This window comes from Streptomyces sp. NPDC002619 (genome assembly GCF_042889305.1).
Lineage (GTDB): Bacteria > Actinomycetota > Actinomycetes > Streptomycetales > Streptomycetaceae > Streptomyces.
The window spans coordinates 204,382-222,277 of the sequence record NZ_JBIAQV010000001.1 but is presented as its reverse complement, the minus strand read 5'-3'; the positions used below and the strand labels follow the sequence as shown (position 1 = coordinate 222,277).

17 protein-coding genes and 3 tRNA genes are annotated in these 17,896 nt (G+C 69.6%); 8 read left to right on the top strand and 12 right to left on the bottom strand.

The genetic code is table 11. The features are described 5' to 3' along the window. Nucleotides 1-49 precede the first annotated feature (49 nt). The 6 genes from ACFYXB_RS01190 to ACFYXB_RS01165 form a co-directional block, all read right to left on the bottom strand. Nucleotides 50-619 carry a TetR/AcrR family transcriptional regulator gene (locus tag ACFYXB_RS01190; RefSeq protein WP_389576626.1) on the bottom strand — a complete coding sequence of 190 codons (570 nt, stop codon included), beginning with the start codon at nucleotides 617-619 and terminating at the stop codon, nucleotides 50-52. 227 nt (nucleotides 620-846) lie between these two features. Further along, entirely contained in the window at nucleotides 847-1,275 is a 429-nt protein-coding gene (locus ACFYXB_RS01185; RefSeq protein WP_351366055.1) for a MaoC family dehydratase, read from the bottom strand. Nucleotides 1,276-1,280: 5 nt separating this feature from the next. After that, entirely contained in the window at nucleotides 1,281-1,745 is a 465-nt protein-coding gene (locus tag ACFYXB_RS01180) for a MaoC family dehydratase N-terminal domain-containing protein (RefSeq protein WP_389576624.1), read from the bottom strand. 125 nt (nucleotides 1,746-1,870) lie between these two features. Then, the gene (rpmG, locus tag ACFYXB_RS01175) at nucleotides 1,871-2,035 is read right to left on the bottom strand and encodes a 50S ribosomal protein L33 (protein ID WP_003948671.1); all 165 of its coding nucleotides are present in this window, start codon (nucleotides 2,033-2,035) and stop codon (nucleotides 1,871-1,873) included. A 90-nt stretch (nucleotides 2,036-2,125) separates the two neighbouring features. After that, a tRNA-Met gene (locus ACFYXB_RS01170) sits at nucleotides 2,126-2,198 on the bottom strand. Nucleotides 2,199-2,244: 46 nt separating this feature from the next. Continuing rightward, a tRNA-Thr gene (locus ACFYXB_RS01165) sits at nucleotides 2,245-2,317 on the bottom strand. 270 nt (nucleotides 2,318-2,587) lie between these two features. Here ACFYXB_RS01165 and ACFYXB_RS01160 point away from each other — a divergent pair. Together ACFYXB_RS01160 and ACFYXB_RS01155 are read left to right on the top strand one after the other, a co-directional pair. Next, nucleotides 2,588-3,856 (top strand): amidohydrolase family protein, encoded by a 1,269-nt coding sequence (locus ACFYXB_RS01160; protein WP_351366049.1) that lies wholly within the window; start codon nucleotides 2,588-2,590, stop codon nucleotides 3,854-3,856. A gap of 587 nt (nucleotides 3,857-4,443) precedes the next feature. After that, nucleotides 4,444-5,100 (top strand): SDR family oxidoreductase, encoded by a 657-nt coding sequence (locus ACFYXB_RS01155; RefSeq protein ID WP_389576622.1) that lies wholly within the window; start codon nucleotides 4,444-4,446, stop codon nucleotides 5,098-5,100. A 16-nt stretch (nucleotides 5,101-5,116) separates the two neighbouring features. Here the strand turns inward: ACFYXB_RS01155 and ACFYXB_RS01150 are convergent, their stop codons facing one another. Together ACFYXB_RS01150 and ACFYXB_RS01145 are read right to left on the bottom strand one after the other, a co-directional pair. Beyond that, nucleotides 5,117-5,329, bottom strand: coding sequence for a hypothetical protein (locus tag ACFYXB_RS01150; RefSeq protein ID WP_389576621.1), 213 nt, complete (start codon nucleotides 5,327-5,329; stop codon nucleotides 5,117-5,119). Between the two features lie 633 nt (nucleotides 5,330-5,962). Beyond that, on the bottom strand, nucleotides 5,963-6,364 hold the full coding sequence (locus ACFYXB_RS01145; RefSeq protein WP_389576619.1) for a hypothetical protein: 402 nt from the start codon (nucleotides 6,362-6,364) through the stop codon (nucleotides 5,963-5,965). A 179-nt stretch (nucleotides 6,365-6,543) separates the two neighbouring features. Here ACFYXB_RS01145 and ACFYXB_RS01140 point away from each other — a divergent pair, with 179 nt between their 5' ends. From ACFYXB_RS01140 to ACFYXB_RS01125, 4 genes are all read left to right on the top strand, one after another. Then, a complete protein-coding gene (locus ACFYXB_RS01140) occupies nucleotides 6,544-7,218 on the top strand; it encodes a response regulator transcription factor (protein ID WP_351365583.1) in 675 nt (224 codons plus the stop codon). Then, on the top strand, nucleotides 7,215-9,104 hold the full coding sequence (locus ACFYXB_RS01135; RefSeq protein ID WP_389576617.1) for a sensor histidine kinase: 1,890 nt from the start codon (nucleotides 7,215-7,217) through the stop codon (nucleotides 9,102-9,104). Before ACFYXB_RS01140 ends, ACFYXB_RS01135 begins: the two co-directional genes overlap by 4 nt. Before the next feature lie 40 nt (nucleotides 9,105-9,144). Then, nucleotides 9,145-9,978 carry a hypothetical protein gene (locus tag ACFYXB_RS01130; RefSeq protein ID WP_389576615.1) on the top strand — a complete coding sequence of 278 codons (834 nt, stop codon included), beginning with the start codon at nucleotides 9,145-9,147 and terminating at the stop codon, nucleotides 9,976-9,978. A 223-nt stretch (nucleotides 9,979-10,201) separates the two neighbouring features. After that, entirely contained in the window at nucleotides 10,202-10,759 is a 558-nt protein-coding gene (locus ACFYXB_RS01125) for a GNAT family N-acetyltransferase (protein WP_389576613.1), read from the top strand. 96 nt (nucleotides 10,760-10,855) lie between these two features. Here the strand turns inward: ACFYXB_RS01125 and ACFYXB_RS01120 are convergent, their stop codons facing one another. Both ACFYXB_RS01120 and ACFYXB_RS01115 read right to left on the bottom strand, forming a co-directional pair. Further along, complete coding sequence (locus ACFYXB_RS01120) at nucleotides 10,856-11,881, bottom strand: cytochrome P450 (protein WP_388507243.1); 1,026 nt, start codon at nucleotides 11,879-11,881, stop codon at nucleotides 10,856-10,858. 1,252 nt (nucleotides 11,882-13,133) lie between these two features. After that, entirely contained in the window at nucleotides 13,134-13,415 is a 282-nt protein-coding gene (locus ACFYXB_RS01115; protein WP_389576611.1) for a hypothetical protein, read from the bottom strand. Nucleotides 13,416-13,428: 13 nt separating this feature from the next. Here ACFYXB_RS01115 and ACFYXB_RS01110 point away from each other — a divergent pair, with 13 nt between their 5' ends. Both ACFYXB_RS01110 and ACFYXB_RS01105 read left to right on the top strand, forming a co-directional pair. Then, a complete protein-coding gene (locus tag ACFYXB_RS01110; RefSeq protein ID WP_389576609.1) occupies nucleotides 13,429-14,043 on the top strand; it encodes a DUF4573 domain-containing protein in 615 nt (204 codons plus the stop codon). Nucleotides 14,044-15,873: 1,830 nt separating this feature from the next. After that, a complete protein-coding gene (locus tag ACFYXB_RS01105; protein WP_389576607.1) occupies nucleotides 15,874-16,299 on the top strand; it encodes a hypothetical protein in 426 nt (141 codons plus the stop codon). 623 nt (nucleotides 16,300-16,922) lie between these two features. Here the strand turns inward: ACFYXB_RS01105 and ACFYXB_RS01100 are convergent. Together ACFYXB_RS01100 and ACFYXB_RS01095 are read right to left on the bottom strand one after the other, a co-directional pair. Further along, nucleotides 16,923-17,138, bottom strand: coding sequence for a hypothetical protein (locus ACFYXB_RS01100; protein ID WP_389576605.1), 216 nt, complete (start codon nucleotides 17,136-17,138; stop codon nucleotides 16,923-16,925). 621 nt (nucleotides 17,139-17,759) lie between these two features. Then, nucleotides 17,760-17,841 (bottom strand) — tRNA-Tyr (locus ACFYXB_RS01095). Between the last annotated feature and the right edge of the window lie 55 nt (nucleotides 17,842-17,896).

Here is a 17,896-nt window from a genome sequence, read left to right as displayed (position 1 = left end):
CTAACTTTCGCGCTCATGAAAAGGCGGCGGACCGCCTCCCCCTCTTCCCCTACTTCTCCAGCCGCCCCGTGATCCGGGCGGTCGGATACATCCCCTGCCAGACCTGGTGCTCCGGCGGAAACCCCATGGCCGCGAGGGTGTTGACGAGCATTCCGTAGGCCAGGAAGGTCGTGGTCTCGTTCACGTCCGCACCCAGCGGCACATGGACGGTCTCCCACAGCTTCATCCAGCCGGCTCGCACCGCCTCACCGAACTCGTGGTCACCCTCCGCCTCGGCGGCCGCGACCGCGATGTACGTCTGCATCTGCATCTGGAGCCGCTCTGGATGCACCTCGATCAGACGCACGTACGCCTGCGCCATGGCATGCAGTGCCTCCTCACCCTCCAGCCCGTCGGCCGCCTCCTCGAAGACGCGACAGGTGTCTTCGATGCAGCGCAGCGAGGCCGCGGCGAAGATCGCCTTCTTGCCGGGGAAGAGCCGGAAGAGGTACGGCTGCGAGACACCGACCCGCCTGGCGATCGCCTCGGTCGAGGTGCCGAAGTAGCCCCTCTGCGCGAACTCGGCGATCGCCGCCGCGACGACGCTCTCGCGCCGCTCCTCTGCGCTCATCCTGACCATGCGAGGAAGTTAGTACTCAATCACTAACTTCGTCAAGGGTGGCGGGTGGCACCCATCAAGGGTGCGCGGCACTTCCCGCGCCGGCAGGACGTTGTGACCGGTAGGGGGCCACATACAAGTAAGGGGCGCCCCGCAATGGAGAACGCCCCTTACCCGACAACCCAGCACAGCACCGCTCAGGACAGCCGCACCACCGCAGGGTCACACCAGCCGTACGACCGCAGGGCTCAGGCCAGTCGAACAACCGCCCGGGACATGCCCAGCACCTTCTTGCCGTCGCTCATGGCCGTGAGGTCCACGCGGACGGTGTTGTCGTCGAGCTTGGCCGCGACCTTGGCGCCGACCTCGATCACGGCACCCTGGTCGTCGTTCGGGACGACGACGGGCTTGGTGAAGCGGACGCCGTACTCGACCACCGCGCCGGGGTCGCCGATCCAGTCGGTGACCACGCGGATCGCCTCGGCCATGGTGAACATGCCGTGCGCGATGACGTCCGGCAGGCCCACCTCCTTGGCGAACTTCTCGTTCCAGTGGATCGGGTTGAAGTCCCCGGAGGCACCCGCGTAGCGCACCAGCGTGGCGCGGGTCACGGGGAAGGTCTGCGCCGGCAGTTCGGTGCCGACCTCGACGTCGTCGTAAGCGATCTTCGCCGTCATCGGTGTCAGGCCTCCCCTTCCGCGGGGTCCGCCGCACGGGCCACCAGCTTCGTCCAGGCGGTCACCACGTGCTCGCCCCCTTCGTCGTGGACCTCGCCGCGGACGTCCAGCAAGTCGTTGCCCGCGAGGGACTTGATCGCCTCGATGGTCGAGGTGACCGAGAGCCGGTCGCCCGCGCGGACCGGGCGGGAGTAGACGAACCGCTGGTCGCCGTGGACCACGCGGCTGTAGTCCAGGCCGAGTTGCGGGTCAGCGATAACCTGTCCCGCGGCCCTGAACGTGATGGAGAACACGAACGTCGGCGGGGCGATCACATCGGGGTGACCGAGCGCCTTGGCCGCGTCCGCGTCGGTGTACGCCGGGTTGGTGTCCCCCACCGCGTCGGCGAACTCGCGGATCTTCTCCCGGCCCACCTCATAGGGCTCGGTGGGCGGGTAGGTCCGCCCCACGAAGGACTGATCGAGCGCCATGGCCCGGCACCTCCTGATGTTCGCTGTGAATGCCCACAAGTCAGCTGGAACGCTGGAACCAGCTGGTGGAAACGCCGCGAGGCCGCCCCCGGACTGCAGGGGCGGCCTCGCGTACGAGCCTGTTGTTATCGCGTTTCGCGGTGCGCGGTGTGCGCGTTGCAACGCGGGCAGTGCTTCTTCATCTCAAGACGGTCCGGGTTGTTACGCCGGTTCTTCTTGGTGATGTAGTTCCGCTCCTTGCACTCCACGCAGGCCAGCGTGATCTTCGGGCGGACGTCGGTGGCAGCCACGTGAGTGCTCCTAAGACGAACGGGTGGACTAGTTCAACGCAAAAAAGAGTAGCCGATCGAAGGACCGACCCCGCAATCGGCTACTGTCAGTAGCGGTGACCGGACTTGAACCGGTGACACAGCGATTATGAGCCGCTTGCTCTACCGACTGAGCTACACCGCTTTGATGAGATCGGCCCCGCCTCGCGACGGGGAACCTCTCACACCAGAGCCCCAAAACGGAATCGAACCGTTGACCTTCTCCTTACCATGGAGACGCTCTGCCGACTGAGCTATTGGGGCGAGCGATGAAGACATTACACGCTCGGCCGCCGTTCACCCAAATCCGTTTCGCACCCCCCGTCCGGGGTCGTTCCACCACCCTCCGCGGTCGCCTCAGGAGCCCTCCCGTCCGGCGAGCGGACCACGCCGGTACGACTATTGCGCTCCTCCGCGCCGAGCGCGACCGACCACCCTAGGCTCGACTCACTCTGCGTGATCTTGCGTCCCCGTGCACGGTCCCCGAGCCCTGAACCCCCATGGCCCGCCGGACCCCCGAGCCCCTGGAGCGCGATGCCCGACAGCCAGCCGCAGCCGCCACCTCCGTCGTCGAACTCGCCGGGTTCCTCGGGGCCGTCGGACGAGGCCGCCCTCCTGCTGTGCGGGGCCCGGCTCACCGACGGCCGGACCGTGGACGTACGGCTCTCGGGCGCGCGCATCGAGGCGGTCGGCACGGCGGGCAGCCTGGCACCGGGCCCGTCGCGCTGCGCGGGCACGCGCGTGGACCTCACCGGCTATCTGCTCCTCCCGGCCCCGGCCGAACCGCACGCCCACGCCGACACCGCCCTGTCCGCCGAGTGCGACGGACCCGTCTCGTACGAACCCGAGGACGTACAGCGCCGCGCGACGGAAGCCGCACTGCTGCAACTCGGGCACGGGGCCACCGCATTGCGCGCGCACGTGCGCGTGGGTGACGTCCAAGGGCTGAGCGCACTGGCCGCCGTAATGCGGGCACGGCGGCCGCTGCGCGGACTCGCCGAACTGACGACGGTGGCGATGCCACAAGTGCTGACCGGCCTCGCCGGGGCCGACGGGCTCGCGATGCTGCGGGACGCGGTGAAGATGGGCGCCTCCGTGGTGGGCGGCTGTCCGGATCTGGACCCGGATCCCACAGGCTATGCGGAGGCGATCCTGGAGGTGGCCTCCGAGCACGGCTGCCCCGTCGACCTGCACACGGACGCCACCGACCCGGCCTGCCTGTCCCGGCTTGCGGCGATGGCGGGCGGCCTGCGCCCCGGCGTGACCCTCGGCCCGTGCGCCGGCCTCGCACGCCTCCGCACCGACGCGGCCTCCCGCGTCGCCGACCAGCTCGCGGCGGCCGGGGTGACGGTCGTGTGCCTGCCGCAGGGCGGCTGCGGGTGCGCCGACCGGCGGGGCACGGCTCCGGTACGACTGCTGCGCGCGGCCGGTGTCCGCGTCGCGGCCGGAAGCGGCGCCCTGCGCGACATCTCCAACCCTGTCGGCCGCGGCGACCCCCTCGAGGCCGCCTACCTGCTCGCCTCGCGCCACGGCCTGCGCCCCGAGGACGCGTACGGCGCCGTGAGCGCCTCGGCCCGCGTGGCACTCGGCCTCCCCGAGGTACGCGTGGAGGCCGGCTTCCCCGCCGAACTCCTCGCCGTACGCGGCGACCACCTGCCCGGCGCACTGTCCCTGGCGTACAGCCGGATCGTGGTCCACCGGGGCCGTGTGGTGGCCCGGACGAGCGCCGTACGGGAGTACTGCAACTCGGCGGCGACCACGGAGTTGGGTCTGCCTCGGCAGGGGCGTAAGGAGTTGTCGTAGGGGGCTTGGGATGTGGGGCTTACGGGTGCGGTTTGGGGCTTGCGCGTGCGGTGGGGGGCGATGGGGGCTTGCAGGTGCGGTGCGTTGTGAGGGTGTGCGAGCGGGGCGCGGGGCGGGGCCCGCGAGCCGGGCGCGAGGTTGAGGCGCGTACGCAGGGCGCACTCGGAGGCGGCGGGCGCTGGACAGCGCGTGAGCGGGGCGCGCGCCGTGGAGTATGCGCCTGGCGTGCACGCCATGTGGTGTGCGAAAGGCGCGTGCGCCCCAGGGTGCGCGCTGGGCGTGCACGCTGAGAGATCGCAAGCTGGGCAGGTGAGCGTGGTGTGCGCGCGGGGCGCAGTGCGCATTCAAGCGGAGTGCACGCCAGGTGGAGGGCACACTGGGCGGAGCGCACGCTGGGCATGCGCGCGTGTGCCCTGGGTGCGCGCCGCGTAGGCCGCCGCGTGTGCCGCGAACATCGCTTCCGGAGCGTGCACCTGGGGGCGCTCAACGCCCGTCGCGCGCCCCCGAAACACCACTCTCGGTCGAACCTCCGCGGCTGCTCCCAAGCCGTGCGGCGGTCGCGGACCTTCGGGCGTACGGTCGGAGACATGCGCATTGTCATCGCTGGTGGTCATGGTCAGATCGCGCTGCGGTTGGAGCGGCTGCTCGCCGCGCGCGGGGACGAGGTCGCGGGGATCATCCGCAAGGCCGAGCAGGGCGACGATCTGCGGGAGGCCGGTGCCGAACCGGTCCTGCTCGACCTGGAGTCGGCCACGCAGGAGGAGGTAGCGACGCATCTGCAGGGCACGGACGCGGCGGTGTTCGCGGCGGGCGCCGGCCCCGGCAGTGGCGCGGCCCGCAAGGACACCGTGGACAAGGGCGCGGCGGTGCTGTTCGCGGATGCCGCCGTGCGTGCGGGCGTACGCCGTTTCGTGGTCGTCTCCTCGATGGGCGCGGATCCAACGCACCAGGGCGACGACGTCTTCGACGTGTACCTGCGCGCCAAGGGTGAGGCCGACGCGTACGTGAGCGGTCTGGACTCCCTGGACTGGACGATCCTGCGCCCAGGCTCCCTGACGAACGACCACGGCACCGGCCTCGTACGTCTGGAGGCGCACACGGGCCGCGGCTCGGTCGCGCGCGACGACGTGGCCGCCGTACTCGCGGAACTGGTGGACAGTTCGGCGACGGCCGGTCTGACCCTGGAGCTGATCAGCGGGTCGACACCGGTGTCCGTGGCGGTGAAGTCGGTGGCGGGGAACTGAGGTTGGTCGCGGTCCGTCAGAAGAGCGGCAGTTGCCCGGGCAAGTCCGGCACGGTGTATCCGTCCAACGACGTCTGAACCGCCCCCAGTTGCGCCTGCCGCCGTGACCCGGAGCAGGAGACGAGCTCCCCGCTCTCCCGCGCGCCGGGCGGATCGTGCCGCGCGAAACGCCCTGCGACGACGGCGATCTCGCGACGGCACACAGGGCAGGTTCTGCGACGGGACGACATGGCGTCAGTGTGCCCCGGAGCGAGACAGCCGTACCGAGCTCGGCAGGGCGCCGACGTGGACTCAGCGCCACCCTGGGCTGGTCGCGGGCCAGGCCCGGGAACACGAAAAGACCCCCTCCGCTGCGTTTCCGTAGTAGAGGGGGTCTTCCCCGAAGTGGCGGCGCCAGGATTCGAACCCGGGAAGGTTGAGCCGGCGTATTTACAGCGGGCTCCGTTCGCCCATTGTCACCTGCGGTTTCCCAAGAGCCGGGCACTGTCGGGGGACGTCTGGGGGAATCAACCTCTACTCCACGCACTAGGAGACACGCGAAAGGCCCGCCGGAGCGGCAGGCCTTCGCTGGTGCTGATGTCGGCTCAGTAGGCCGGGGCGCCTCGGGTTGGGGCCGTACTCGTTGGCCTCATCCATCCAGTGGCGGCCGGTCCGAGGACGGCGAGGAGTACCGCGAGCACGAGCGCAGCACGTCCGATCCCCGTTTCCCCCTTGGTTCCTCCTTCGCTCGAGCTGCTGAAGGCTTGGAATGGTGCGTACGAGTCCACGGCCGCACCGCGTCCGGCACTCTCCTCGTGGTGCCGGACGCGGCCGGTGACGGGCCCGGGTCGCCGGGGCCGCCGATCGCGGCTCGGCCGGCCGGGTCAGGTGGCGGCGGGTTCCGGGGCGGGGCGGGACAGGACCAGGCCGATCACGACGACGGTGACGACGACGAAGACCGCGGCGAGGGCCACGATCCAGGCCGGTATACCGGGGACGAACAGCGCGGGAAGCGCGGTGATCGCCGACAGGATCCGGGACCCGGCGACGACGCGGGAGCCGGTGCGGTTGGCGGTGCGCCAGGTGTAGATCACCGCGGCGATCGTGATCAGTCCGAGGAGGCCGCCGGCGACGAGGACGGCCGTCGGCGGTTCCGGTGTGTCGGAGTCGCCGCCAGGGGGGCTGGCGAAGTTGGTCAGGTCGATCAGGCCGAGCAGCCCGGCGAGTACGAGGCCCACCTTGTTCTTGCGGGTGAGGGGGTAGCTCACCGCTTCGGTCCGGCTCATGTCGGTCCCCCGATCCAGGTGTTGGGGGCCGCCGCTGCGGCGGCCCGGTGAACCGAGCATCGACGGCGAGCCCTTCGGCGCGCATCGCCCGATTGTCCCAGTCGGCCGGGAGGTATTCCTGGCCGGGCAGGACATCCGAACCCTCGCTCCCGGGAGCCTCGTTCGGCCATCATCGGGACATGACCTCCTCTGTCGGCCCGATCCGGGTGCTCATCGCCGACGACCATCCCGTCGTACGGCGCGGGATGAGCGCCTTGCTGGCCTCGCTGGACGGCGTGAGGGTGGTGGCGGAGGCCGCCACTGGTGAAGAGGCGATCAGGGAGGCCCAGTTGAGCCGTCCCGATGTCATCGTGATGGACATCCAGATGCCCGCGATGGACGGCGTTGAGGCGACACGGCGGCTGACCGCGCTGCTGCCGGACGCGGCGGTACTCGTGGTCACGATGTTCGAGGACGATGAGACGGTGGTGTCCGCGATGCGCGCCGGTGCCCGCGGCTATCTCCTCAAGGGCGCCCAGCAGGAGGAGATCCTCACCACCATCCGTGCGGTCGCGGCCAGGCAGTACGTCATGGCGCCCGGTGTCGCCGCCCGCCTCCTCGGCCGCCTCTCCCCTGCGCCCGCGCCGGCCGTTCCGTTCCCCGAACTGACGGTCCGCGAGCGGGAGGTCCTCGACCGCGTGGCCCGCGGATCCAGCAATGCCCAGGTCGCGTCGGAACTGTCCCTGGCCGCGAAGACCGTGGCGAATCATCTGTCCGCGATCTTCCTCAAGCTGGGCGTGAGCGGACGTACCGAGGCGGTGATCCTGGCCCGGGAACAGGGGCTGGGCGCGGATCTTCCGGAGCCTGCTCCGTGACCGCGCTCCGCCCCTCGGCACTGGTCGTCTCCCTGTGGGCCGCGTTCGCGCTCCTCGCCGCGGCGGCCCTCGCCTCCCTCCGCATCGCCCCGCCCTCCTCCTCCGAGCAGTGGGTGATCTGGGCGGTGATCGTCGGCACGTACCTGGCGGGGACCTGGGGCGCGGTTGCTGCGTGCCGCCCGGGCTCGACGGCGGGCCCGTACCTCGCCGCGTCCGCGATCGGTCTGCTGGCCGCGCCACTCGCGCTCGCCGTGGGCGTCCGTGCCCTCGCCGTGGTCCTGGCCGTCCTCGGCTCGACGGTTACTGTGCCGCTGGCCGCCCTGCGCGTGGTGGAGCGGCGGCCGCCGTCCCGGCTGCTGCGTTGGGCGGACGGTGCCGTTGTCGTCACCGGCACCGGATGCGCGGCTGCGGCAGTGACCGGTGTTCAGGCCGCGCAGGTGGCCGCGAGTATCGCCGCCGGAACCGCCATATGCACCGGGACCTGGGTCCTCTTCGAGGCCACCACCGGTGACGACCGGCGCCGCGTGCTGTGGCTGGTCCTGGGCGCCGCCGCGACGATGCTCGGCGGCATGCTGCTCTTCGCCGCCGGAAACTCCCTGCCCATGGGGCCACTGGCGACAATCCTCGCCCTGGGCGCGTTGTCGCTGCTGCTCCCCCTCGCCGTCACCGTCGCGCTCCTCGCCCCGCGCCTCGCCGACGTACGGGCCGTGATCCGCGGCGCCTCCGTACTGATCGTCATGCTTGCGCTGAGCGCCTCGGTCTACGAGGGGATCGCCGCGCTGTGGGAGCTGGCCGTCGGCAGCCGGCCCGGCAAGGGGGTGCCGGCCCTTCTGGCGGCGGGGATCGCGGCCGGATACGCGCCCGTACGGCAGCGGGTCGAGGCGAGCATGGACGAGATGCTGTTCGGCAGGTCCGCCGACCCGGTCGAGACGCTGACCCGGCTCGGCACCGACCTCACCGCCGGCGCCCCACCGCCGCTGTGGCTGCACACCCTGCGCTCCACACTCGGTGTGCCCGGCATCGCCCTGCGCCAGGACGGGGTCGACATCGCTACCGCGGGCGCTGTCGATGACGGCCACACGACGCTCACCACGCTGCGGGCGGGCGGAGAACACGTCGGTGACCTCGTGGTGTGCCTGCCGCCCGGACATCTGCGGCTGCCCAGGGCCGCGGCAGCGGTGGTCGACCTCGTGGCGGCGCCGCTCGCCCAGACGCTGCACGCGGCGCGGCTGAGCGAGCAACTGCGTGTGTCCCGGGGCCGGGTGGTGACCGCGCTGGAGGAGGAGCGCCGCCGTACGCGCCGCGATCTGCACGACGGGCTGGGCCCGACGCTGACCGGCATCGGCTACACCGCAGATGCGGCCGTCAACCTCATCTCCACCGATCCGGACCGGGCCGTCGCGACACTGCGCGGGCTGCGCGCCGACATCGGTGACGCGATCACCGAGATCCGCCGGATCGTCTACGGCCTCAGGCCCCGGGCCCTCGACGAGCTCGGGTTGGTCGACGCCGTGCGCCAGCGGATCGCCCCGCTGCGCACCGCCGACGGCCGGCCCCTGGCCGTCACGATCGACGCCCCCGACCGGCTGCCCCCGCTGCCCGCGGCCATCGAGGTAGCCGCCTACCGGGTGGCCGTGGAGGCCGTGACCAACGTCGCCCGGCACTCCGACGGCAACACCGCCACGCTGACGCTGGAACTGCCCGACCCCGTGTCCCTGCGCGTCACCGTCGCCGACACCGGCCACTGCACCGAGCCGTGGACCCACGGCGTGGGCATCCGCTCCATGTACGAGCGCGTCGAGCAGATCGGTGGCACGCTGACCCTCACCACAACATCCGAAGGAGCCACGGTCACGGCACAGTTGCCGCTGGCGATACCTGGGTGACCTCTGTCGACCGCGGCACGGTCGGCAGAGGTGCTTCCCCATGACCGCGCGGCCCGCGCCGGGGGAAACGCTTCAGCGCCGGCCGTCGGCGCTGCCGACCGGTGCGGCGTCGGCTGTCAGGCGCGACCAGCCGACAGAAGCGGAACAGGTCGTGCTCGATCGGCGGGATCTCCGCGCCGGCGAAGCCGGCTTCGGTGGCAGCGGCGCAGGGGGTCCTGACGCTGTTCCGGTCATGAGACCTGGCCCATCACTTCCAGAAGAATTGATCGGGTTTCCCGTCCCCCGGCCTCTGAGCCCCCGCCGATCGCTGATGGCCTACCTGGGCGGGTTCCGAGCCACAAGGGCAGCCGCCATAGGATCTCGTATGCCTATTCCTTGGCGATCTAGCACCGAAGCGTTCGCGCAGATACTGCGACAGCGTGGGGTCGAGCCCGACGCCGTACGCAATGTCGAGACAGCGTGGGATGCCTTCGTCGAGTTTCTCCAGATCGAGATCGAAGGGATCGAGGGGGCTGAGAACGACGGCGATGGCTTCATCGCCGAATGGGGTAGGTGGGGCTGGAACGGCGACCAGCCCGCGCTGTCCTTCGCGCGACTGCTTGCGGTCACCGATGCCGGAGAGTGTGAGGATTCGCATGGGCAGCCGGAGTACTGGAAGGTAGAGCTGCAACTGATCTTCGCCGAGAATCCGGCATGGAACGATCTCGACGGCATCGGTTTTCACGACACCGGGTTCGACTACGACGAGATCGGCGAGCCCAGGATTGCCGCTCTACTAGAGATGCGCCGTTTCATTGAGTCCTACCCACAGTTGGCAGCCATGTGGCGAGCCGGATCTATTCGTAGCAACTTGACCTTCGAACAGGCCGGATAGCCCTCGGTTACAGTCGTCCCACTTCCAGTGGGCACAATCAGATGCCACTGATCAGCGGTTTCCCCAGACACAGCACACTCCGGGGGACGTCTGGGGGAATCTGCCCCTGACTACGTCCGGCCTCAGCGAAACGACGATCAGCGGTGAGACAGAGCACGGCGGGCAGCACCTGCTTCGGCGTGCCTCTCAGCCTCGCGCGCACTGCAATGGGATCAAATAGGGCATGGCATCGTCCTGGACTGGTAATCGGGTACGCCTACGCGCTATCGAGCCCGACGACTGGACAGCGTTCACGCGCTTTGCCGACGATGACGGGCGGCGAGGGGGCCGGCTGGATCTACCGCGGTCCGCCGAGAGCTACCGTGCCTGGGCGAAGGAGCAAGCCGTCGCCAAGTGCGATGACGACCGCTTCCGGTTGGCAGTCGAAACGACGGCCACGGGAGAGCTGGTTGGGACAGTCGGCTCACATCGCACCGGCCCTACTTCAGGCTGGTTCGAGTTTGATGTCGCGATCGGCGCTGACCACCGGCGCAAGGGCTACGCGACAGAAGCCGTAGTGCTGCTGCTGCGCTTCATGTTCGCCGAGCGGCGCTATCACAAATGCCTAGCAGCGATCTTCGCCCACAACGAGGCATCGCTGGCACTTACTCGTCGGCTCGGCTTCACCGAGGAGGGGCGCTTGCGGGAACACGTCTTCTTCGCCGGCCGGCACCACGACCTCGTCATGAAGGGCATGCTCGCCGACGAGTTCGACCAGCGACACACGATGAGCAAACCATGAGCTGGTCATCCAAGCGCGTGCGGAACGGCACTCGAACTTGATCAACGTTCGCTGTTCACGGGTGGAGGCGGCCTGTCACTCAAAGCAGGACTGCCCTCAGCTGCGCAAGGTGGCACGCAGGCGCAAGCCGACAGTTGCGAGACCTTCGAAGGTGGTCACCTGGTAGCTGGGTTCCGGTCCGGGCGGCTCGCTCAGGTGGTAGCGGCGGGCGGTCTGCGCGGTCAGGAGCGTCAGCATCGCCATGGCCAGAGCGGCTCCCTCGCAGCCATGCGGCCCGGTACCGAAGGAGAGGAAGACCCCGGGTTTCGCCGACGAGCCCGAATCGTCGAGCCAGCGCTCGGGCTGGAACTGGTCCGGCTCGGAGTGCTCCCGTGCGTCGCGCTGGGCGGTGTAGGGGCAGACGAGAACGGTGGACCCGGCGTCGATGGTGTAGTCGGCGAGCTGAGTCTGTCGCGCGGCGCGCCGGGTCAGTAGCCAGCTCGGAGGGTGCAGTCGGAGCACCTCGCGTACCAGTGCCTGGGTGTATTGCAGGCTGTCGAGGTGGGCGCTGGTCGTCGCGGCCGGGTCCGCCGGCAGCAAGGCGGCTTCCGCCGCGACGCGGCCCGCTGCCTGGGGGTGCCGGGCCAGGTAAAGCAGGATCCATCCGGCTGCCCGGGAAGGTGTCTCGAAGGTGGCGACGGTGATTCCGGGGAGAGTGTCGAGAATGGCCTCTTCCGGCAGTAGGCCGTAGCGGGAGGAGGGCCGGAGCATCTGTCCCAGCATGTCGTCACCGAGCCGGCCCGATGAACGGCGCCGCCGGACGATGGGCCGCAAAGCGTTGGTGAAGGCGACTTGCTGCCGTGTGCGGAACCGCCGTGCCGGTGTGGGGATCCAGCGCGGCCATGCCCAGCGCGACGGGCGTACGAGCACCTCCCGCGCCAGGAAGAGCTGTGAGGCAAAGGGCAGCAGGGTGGGAGCGTCTTCGGAGAAGAGGTAGCGCACGCCGATCTCTGCCAGGGCGTGCCGGACCGGGGGCAGAATCTCGACGTCCTGGCCCGTGGGGCACTGGTCAGCAAATCGAGCGGCCCTGGGCGCAATCTCACCGATCCGGGCTGCAACCGCCTGCGGGCGTAGTCCGCGCATGCGGGCGGCGTGAGCGTACGCACGTTCCTCAGGCGTCGGTGCTCCGCTCGACCGCTTCAACGGCGGAAAGAGAGGCGAGGGTGCCTTGGGGAAGTCCTGCGCGCGGCGCAGGACTGCTTCACACGGCCCGGCCGTAGCGGCTACGTAGACACCCGGCTCCAGCTGCCAGACGTCCCCGCACTCGTCAGCGCCACGGCGCGCTACTGCGAGCCGGTCGCGGCTCCAGGCCGCGAAGCTTCCTTCAGGCAACCGCGGCGGCTCATTCATTCGGCCCATGAGATCGTCCCTGACTCTCGTACCCGTCCAGGCCGATGTCGTCGGCAGCGTGGCTGGGAGTCGGCGGGCGCCCGGGGGCGCCCGCCGGCAGGGCGGTCAGACCCAGTCCTCGCCGGCGTACGCATCCCATTCGTGGGCCCCGTACGCACCGTAGTGGCGGGTGAAGGACAGCTTGCCCAGCAGCTTGGCGATCATGATGCACTCCTCTCGCACCAAATGCCACATCTGTCCATATTGCCACACATGCCATATATGTCATCTTCAGGGCATCAGCCGCACGCATGGGCATGAGGCACGTGCTTGCGGCTGGGTCCGCAGCCAGCCGACGTCGCCCCGGTGCTGGAGGTCAGTGCCGCCCCGGCCGCGAGAGGCGGCGGCGCTGGTCACCTCAAGACCAGGGGTGCGGGCGCGCCTTCACCTGCTGACGCGCCTTCACCTGCTGGCACAGTGCATCGAGTGCCTGCGCCCGTGCCGCAGGGCGGCACCGCCCGCTGTGGGCCGCCACCGGGCACCGGGAACGTCACTGCGGCAGATCTACAGCAGGCTCCGTTCACCCCCTGCGGCCTGCGGTTTCCCCTGAAGCCGACGCTGTCGGGGGACGCCTGGGGAAGCAGTTTCTGCTCCTCGGACTCCTGTAGGCCGGGATACTGTTGGGCTCGGTGAGGCCGAGCGTGGCCGTACATGTGCGTTACAGCAGCGCCAGGACACTCGCCGCCGACGGCCCCAGCCAGTGCGCGATCGAATTGAGGGCGCCCACCACAGAAGCCCCCGCAGAGGCGAGCACTCCCGCGTCCCGCAACCTGGTGGTGAAGGCCTCGAGGTGTCGCGCGGCGCCTTCACGAGGGGCAGAGTCGACCATCTGCCTGTCGCCGCTGACGTACGAGGGCTCCTGTACGCCGGGGAGCGGCCGTACAGGAGCCCTCGTGTTCTATCCGGGCGCCGGCCTTTCACCACCTTGCCGGAACCACTCCAAGGGCTACGCGAAGTCCGACTTGCGGGTGGCGACGGAGACGAACGGACTGCACTTGCGGTGCAGGAACTCCTCTGAGAGCCGGCCGCGGTCGGTCGGGCAGCTAGCCTCGTACACCTTGTCGTTGGTCGTCAGCAGTGAGATGTGGAGACGGCCGTCAGCGATGGTCAGAGAGACACTGGCAACGGGACCGGAGGGGTACTTCCGGATGTTCGACAAAGCAATCCATCGGTTGCCCGCGCGGTCGAGCCGCTCTTCCTGGATCCAAGCGTTGCCCTTCGAGTCCACCCTGGCCCGGTAGATGCTGTGCTTGGTGCCTACCGTGGAGACGTCCAGAGACGATCCCTGCGGGCCAGTAGGGCCGGTGGCTCCGTACGGGCCGGTAGGGCCGGTGGCTCCCTGCGGACCGGTCAGACCGGTGACCCCCTGCGGGCCGGTAGGACCGGTATCTCCCTGCGGACCGGTCAGGCCCGTGACCCCCTGCGGGCCAGTAGGACCGGTATCTCCCTGCGGACCGGTCAGGCCCGTGACTCCCTGCGGGCCAGTAGGACCGGTGCCTCCCTGCGGACCGGTCAGACCGGTGACTCCCTGCGGGCCAGTAGGACCGGTATCTCCCTGCGGACCGGTCAGGCCCGTGACTCCCTGCGGACCGGTAGGACCGGTATCTCCCTGCGGACCGGTCAGGCCCGTGACTCCCTGCGGGCCAGTAGGACCGGTATCTCCCTGCGGACCGGTCAGGCCCGTGACTCCCTGCGGGCCAGTAGGGCCAGTTGGCCCTGTCGGACCGGTGGGACCCGCTGGTGTCTCGAAGCTGATGACGACCGTGGGCGTGCCAGTGGTGTCGGGTACAGCTTGCGGACCAACCGCATCGGTCGTCACAAACGACGCCCCAGCGCCTCCCCCACCACCACCGTAGGAGTCAAATGGATCAAAGCCCCCGCCACCACCACCGAACCACCCGCCGCCGCCGCCCCCACCGCTGAGAAGAGTGGTGATGTAACTGCTGCTGCTAGCACCGGGGCCACCGCTACCCGCGGAGCCGGCGTCGCCGGGGGCGCCAAAGACGTCAGAGCTGCCGCCGCCCCCACCGCTGGTGCCGCCCCCGCCTCCGCCGGCGAAGAAGCCGCCGCCGCTGCTGCCGCCGCCACCACCACCGGCGACTTGCGGACTGGTACCGCCGGCGTTGCCGCCTCCGCCTCCGCCGGTACCACCGCCGTTGCCGGCGAGCGTACCGAAGCCACCGCCCGCGCCCCCGCCCGGCGAGCCGCCGGGGCCGGCTCCGTTGCCACCATTGCCGCCGATGCCGTTACCTCCGGAGACGCCGCGGCTGCTGCCGCCGCCCCCACCACCACCAGCCGCGACGAGCAGCCGCGGGTCACTCGAGTCGCCGGTGAGGACGCAACCGGGGGCTCCGAGAGAACACGTCTGGATGGCACTGGCGCCGCCGCCACCCCCGCCACCGCCGGCACCACTGCCCACGGCGCCGGCGGCAGCACCTCCGTTGAAACCGCCACTGCCGGCAGACGCATCACCGTCACCACCGGCTCCGCCGACCTCGACATAGAGTGTGGCGCCGGGGGTGACCGGAAGGGCGGCTTCGACGGAGGCCCCGTTCCCGCCGCTGGAAACGCCGGAGCTGCCGATGCCGTGGCCGCCCGGGGCGCCGACTGTCGTGACGGTGATGTTGCTGACGCCGGCCGGGACGTCGAAGGTTTGCTCGCTGCCGGTGTACGAGTAGGTGCAGACGGTGTTCACGGGGGTCGCGACACAGGAGGGGGCCAGGCGACGTGCGGCCTCGGCAACGGGCGACCGGGCGGGGAACCGAAGAACTTCCGGACTCTGCCCGTGGGCGTACGCCGTTCCGCACAGGGTGGTGCTTCCAGCGGCCAGGGCGAGCGCGATTGCCGAGGCAAGACGATGGTTGCGCGCTCTGTGAACTGCCCGCGCGGGAGGAGACGACATCCCGGGTGGGGACTGTTGCGTCGTCATACGCACCATGACAAGGCCCTTTCTTCGTCTTCTGGGCGTGTATCGCCGGTCGCGCACACGCAACCACCGCCGTCGCCGTCAACCGACTCGACCCCTCCGGAACATCTGGCGAGAAACTGGATTTTTCAGCCCATCGGAGCAGCTGGCCGGTTGCGGATTAGGTTCGGATGCGATAGAGACTGACAGTCCGGGGTTTGGGGAACTTGACCTCCAGCGCATCGAGCGCCCCACCCCTGGAGCGCGGTCGCGTCGAACCATGCCTACGCAGCGTCCGACGCAAGGTATGCTCCGCTCCCGCAACCCCTGCGGACTGCCATCACGGCCCGTACGCGGCCAGAGCGGATGTCGTGCACCCGGCCTCACGCGAAGTACCGCTGGGAAGAGGAGCTCCCCGCCGACGTCGCCAAGGTGCTGGACTGGTTCAAGCGCAAATCGCTACCCACCTCAGCGCTCTCGGACCTCGTTCTCGTACGGACCAGCCTCCGCTCGATCTCCAAGAAACTGGACGGCAAGACTGCAGCTCCGGGAACGATCAGCCGAAAGCGCGCGATTTTCTACAACGCCCTTGAGCACGCGGTGGAGGCCGAACTTCTCACCGACAACCCCCTGACCCGGATCAAGTGGAAAGCACCGGAGCAGGTAGTGGAGGAGGTGGACCCGGCCTGCGTGCCGAACCCTGAGCAGGCGGCAAAGCTGCTGGACGCGGTAGGTGACCAAAAGCCCCCGTGGCCGACGTCTCGCGGCATTCTTCGGCTGCATGTACTACGCCGCAGCGCGGCCGGCGGAGGTCATCGGGCTGATGCTCAAGGACTGCGACCTACCTCGCCGCGGCTGGGGAACCATCCGACTCCGGGAGACGCGCCCCCGGTCGGGCACGGCGTGGACGGACAGCGGAGAGGCGCACGACAGACGAGGGCTGAAGCACCGCCCGCGGAAGGCGGTCCGGCGCGTTCCCATCCCGCCTGAGCTGGTCGCCTTACTGCGGTGGCACGTCACCGCGTACGGCACCGCCCCCGACGGCCGGCTCTTCCAGACCATGCGCGGTGGCCTGGTGCAAGACACCGGGTACGGCGAAGGCGAAGTCTGGGCAGAGGCCCGCGCACGTGCTCTGACCCCGTCAGAGCACGAGTCGACGTTGGCCAAGCGCCCATATGATCTTCGCCACGCGGCGGTGTCCACGTAGCTCAGCTCGGGTGTGGAACCTCAGCTCGTGGCGGAGCGCGCCGGCCACAGCGTGGCGGTGCTCTTCCGGGTGTACGCCAAGTTCCTGAAGGACGGCGACGACGCAGCCAACGCCAAGATCTCCACCCGGCTGGGCCAGCGCGGCTGACGTACTGGAAACCCCGTCCACACACTTCGAGATTGGGCGTTCGAACACGAGACAGCGTGAGACAGTGCGCTGATCTCAAAGGGGTACGACGAAGGGCCCGTGACCTGCCGTTTTAGCAGGTCACGGGCCCATCGTTCCCGTGTGGCGGCGCCAGGATTCGAACCTGGGAAGGCGAAGCCGGCAGATGTACAGACCGCGCGATCACTCCGCGCTGAGCTGACCGTTCCCGCAGTGCGCCGCTCCGTGCCCCACACGTGCCCCACGATGCGCCCGGAAGCGTCGCCCTCGCGTTCGGGCGGAACCTTGTTGCTGCGTGGACTCCCTCGACCTGCCACGCGTCAACCGGCCTCAGACTGAGGCCGGGATCGGGTGGCGTCTAGGTGTGTCCGACGGGTCGGCACAGTCCCTGCGACTCTCCCGGCTACGCTCGCGCGGGAGCGCCCCGCGGCGCGTGGCTGCGGGGCGCCTTGTGGGGTTTAGTCGACCTGCTCCCCGTCGTGCGTACCGCCCTTGCAGAGGTTGCCCGGCTCATTGATCGCGGGCGTTCCGCCGCCCTGCTTGCACTCAGAAGGGGTGACGTAGGTTGGGGCACCCTGTGTGGTGGCGGCGGTGGCGGTGGCGGCGCCTGTGAGGCCGAGTCCGGCGAGGGCTGCCGTGGCGATGACGGCGGCGAGGATTCGTCGAATGCGCATTTGGTTCCCCTTTCACGGATTGCCTCGGTTGGGGCACTAGCCAGCTTGATCTTCGTCCACGTGGGTGGCACATCATGTTGCGCCATTCAGGTGACATGGCTGTCGAGAGCGGGGCCGCTGACCCGGCCCGCCCAGGCCTTCGCGGCCGACTGGGAAGGCGGGACGGACGGCGGAGCGATGGCAGCTCTGGGGGTGGGGACGGTCTGCATGACGCGACCCGTCAATACATCTAGTGCCGCGATCACGGCCGCAGGATCGCCGCCATACACCACGTGAGGTTCGTCGGACTCGGGAGGCACGAAGCGAGTTCGGTCCACTCGGCTCAGCTCCAGAGTCGAACCTCAGTTGGTGGCTGAGCGCGCCGGCCACAGCGTGGCGGTGCTCATTCGGGTATACGCCGAGTTCCTCAAGGACGGAGACGAGGCCGCGAACGCCAAGATCTCAGCCCGCCTGGGACAGCACGGCTGAGCAGCCCAAAATCCCGTCCACACGCCGTCCACGCACCCCGAGACGAGACGTTCGAACGCGAGACAGAGTAAGACAGTCCCTCGATCACAGGGGTACATGACGAAGGACCCGTGACCTGCTGAAACAGCAGGTCACGGGTCCTTCGTTTCCGTGTGGCGGCGCCAGGATTCGAACCTGGGAAGGCGAAGCCGGCAGATTTACAGTCTGCTCCCTTTGGCCGCTCGGGCACACCGCCGGGGTTTGCTGCCGTACGAACCCGCTTTCGGCGACGCTCCCTGGCAACGACGTAA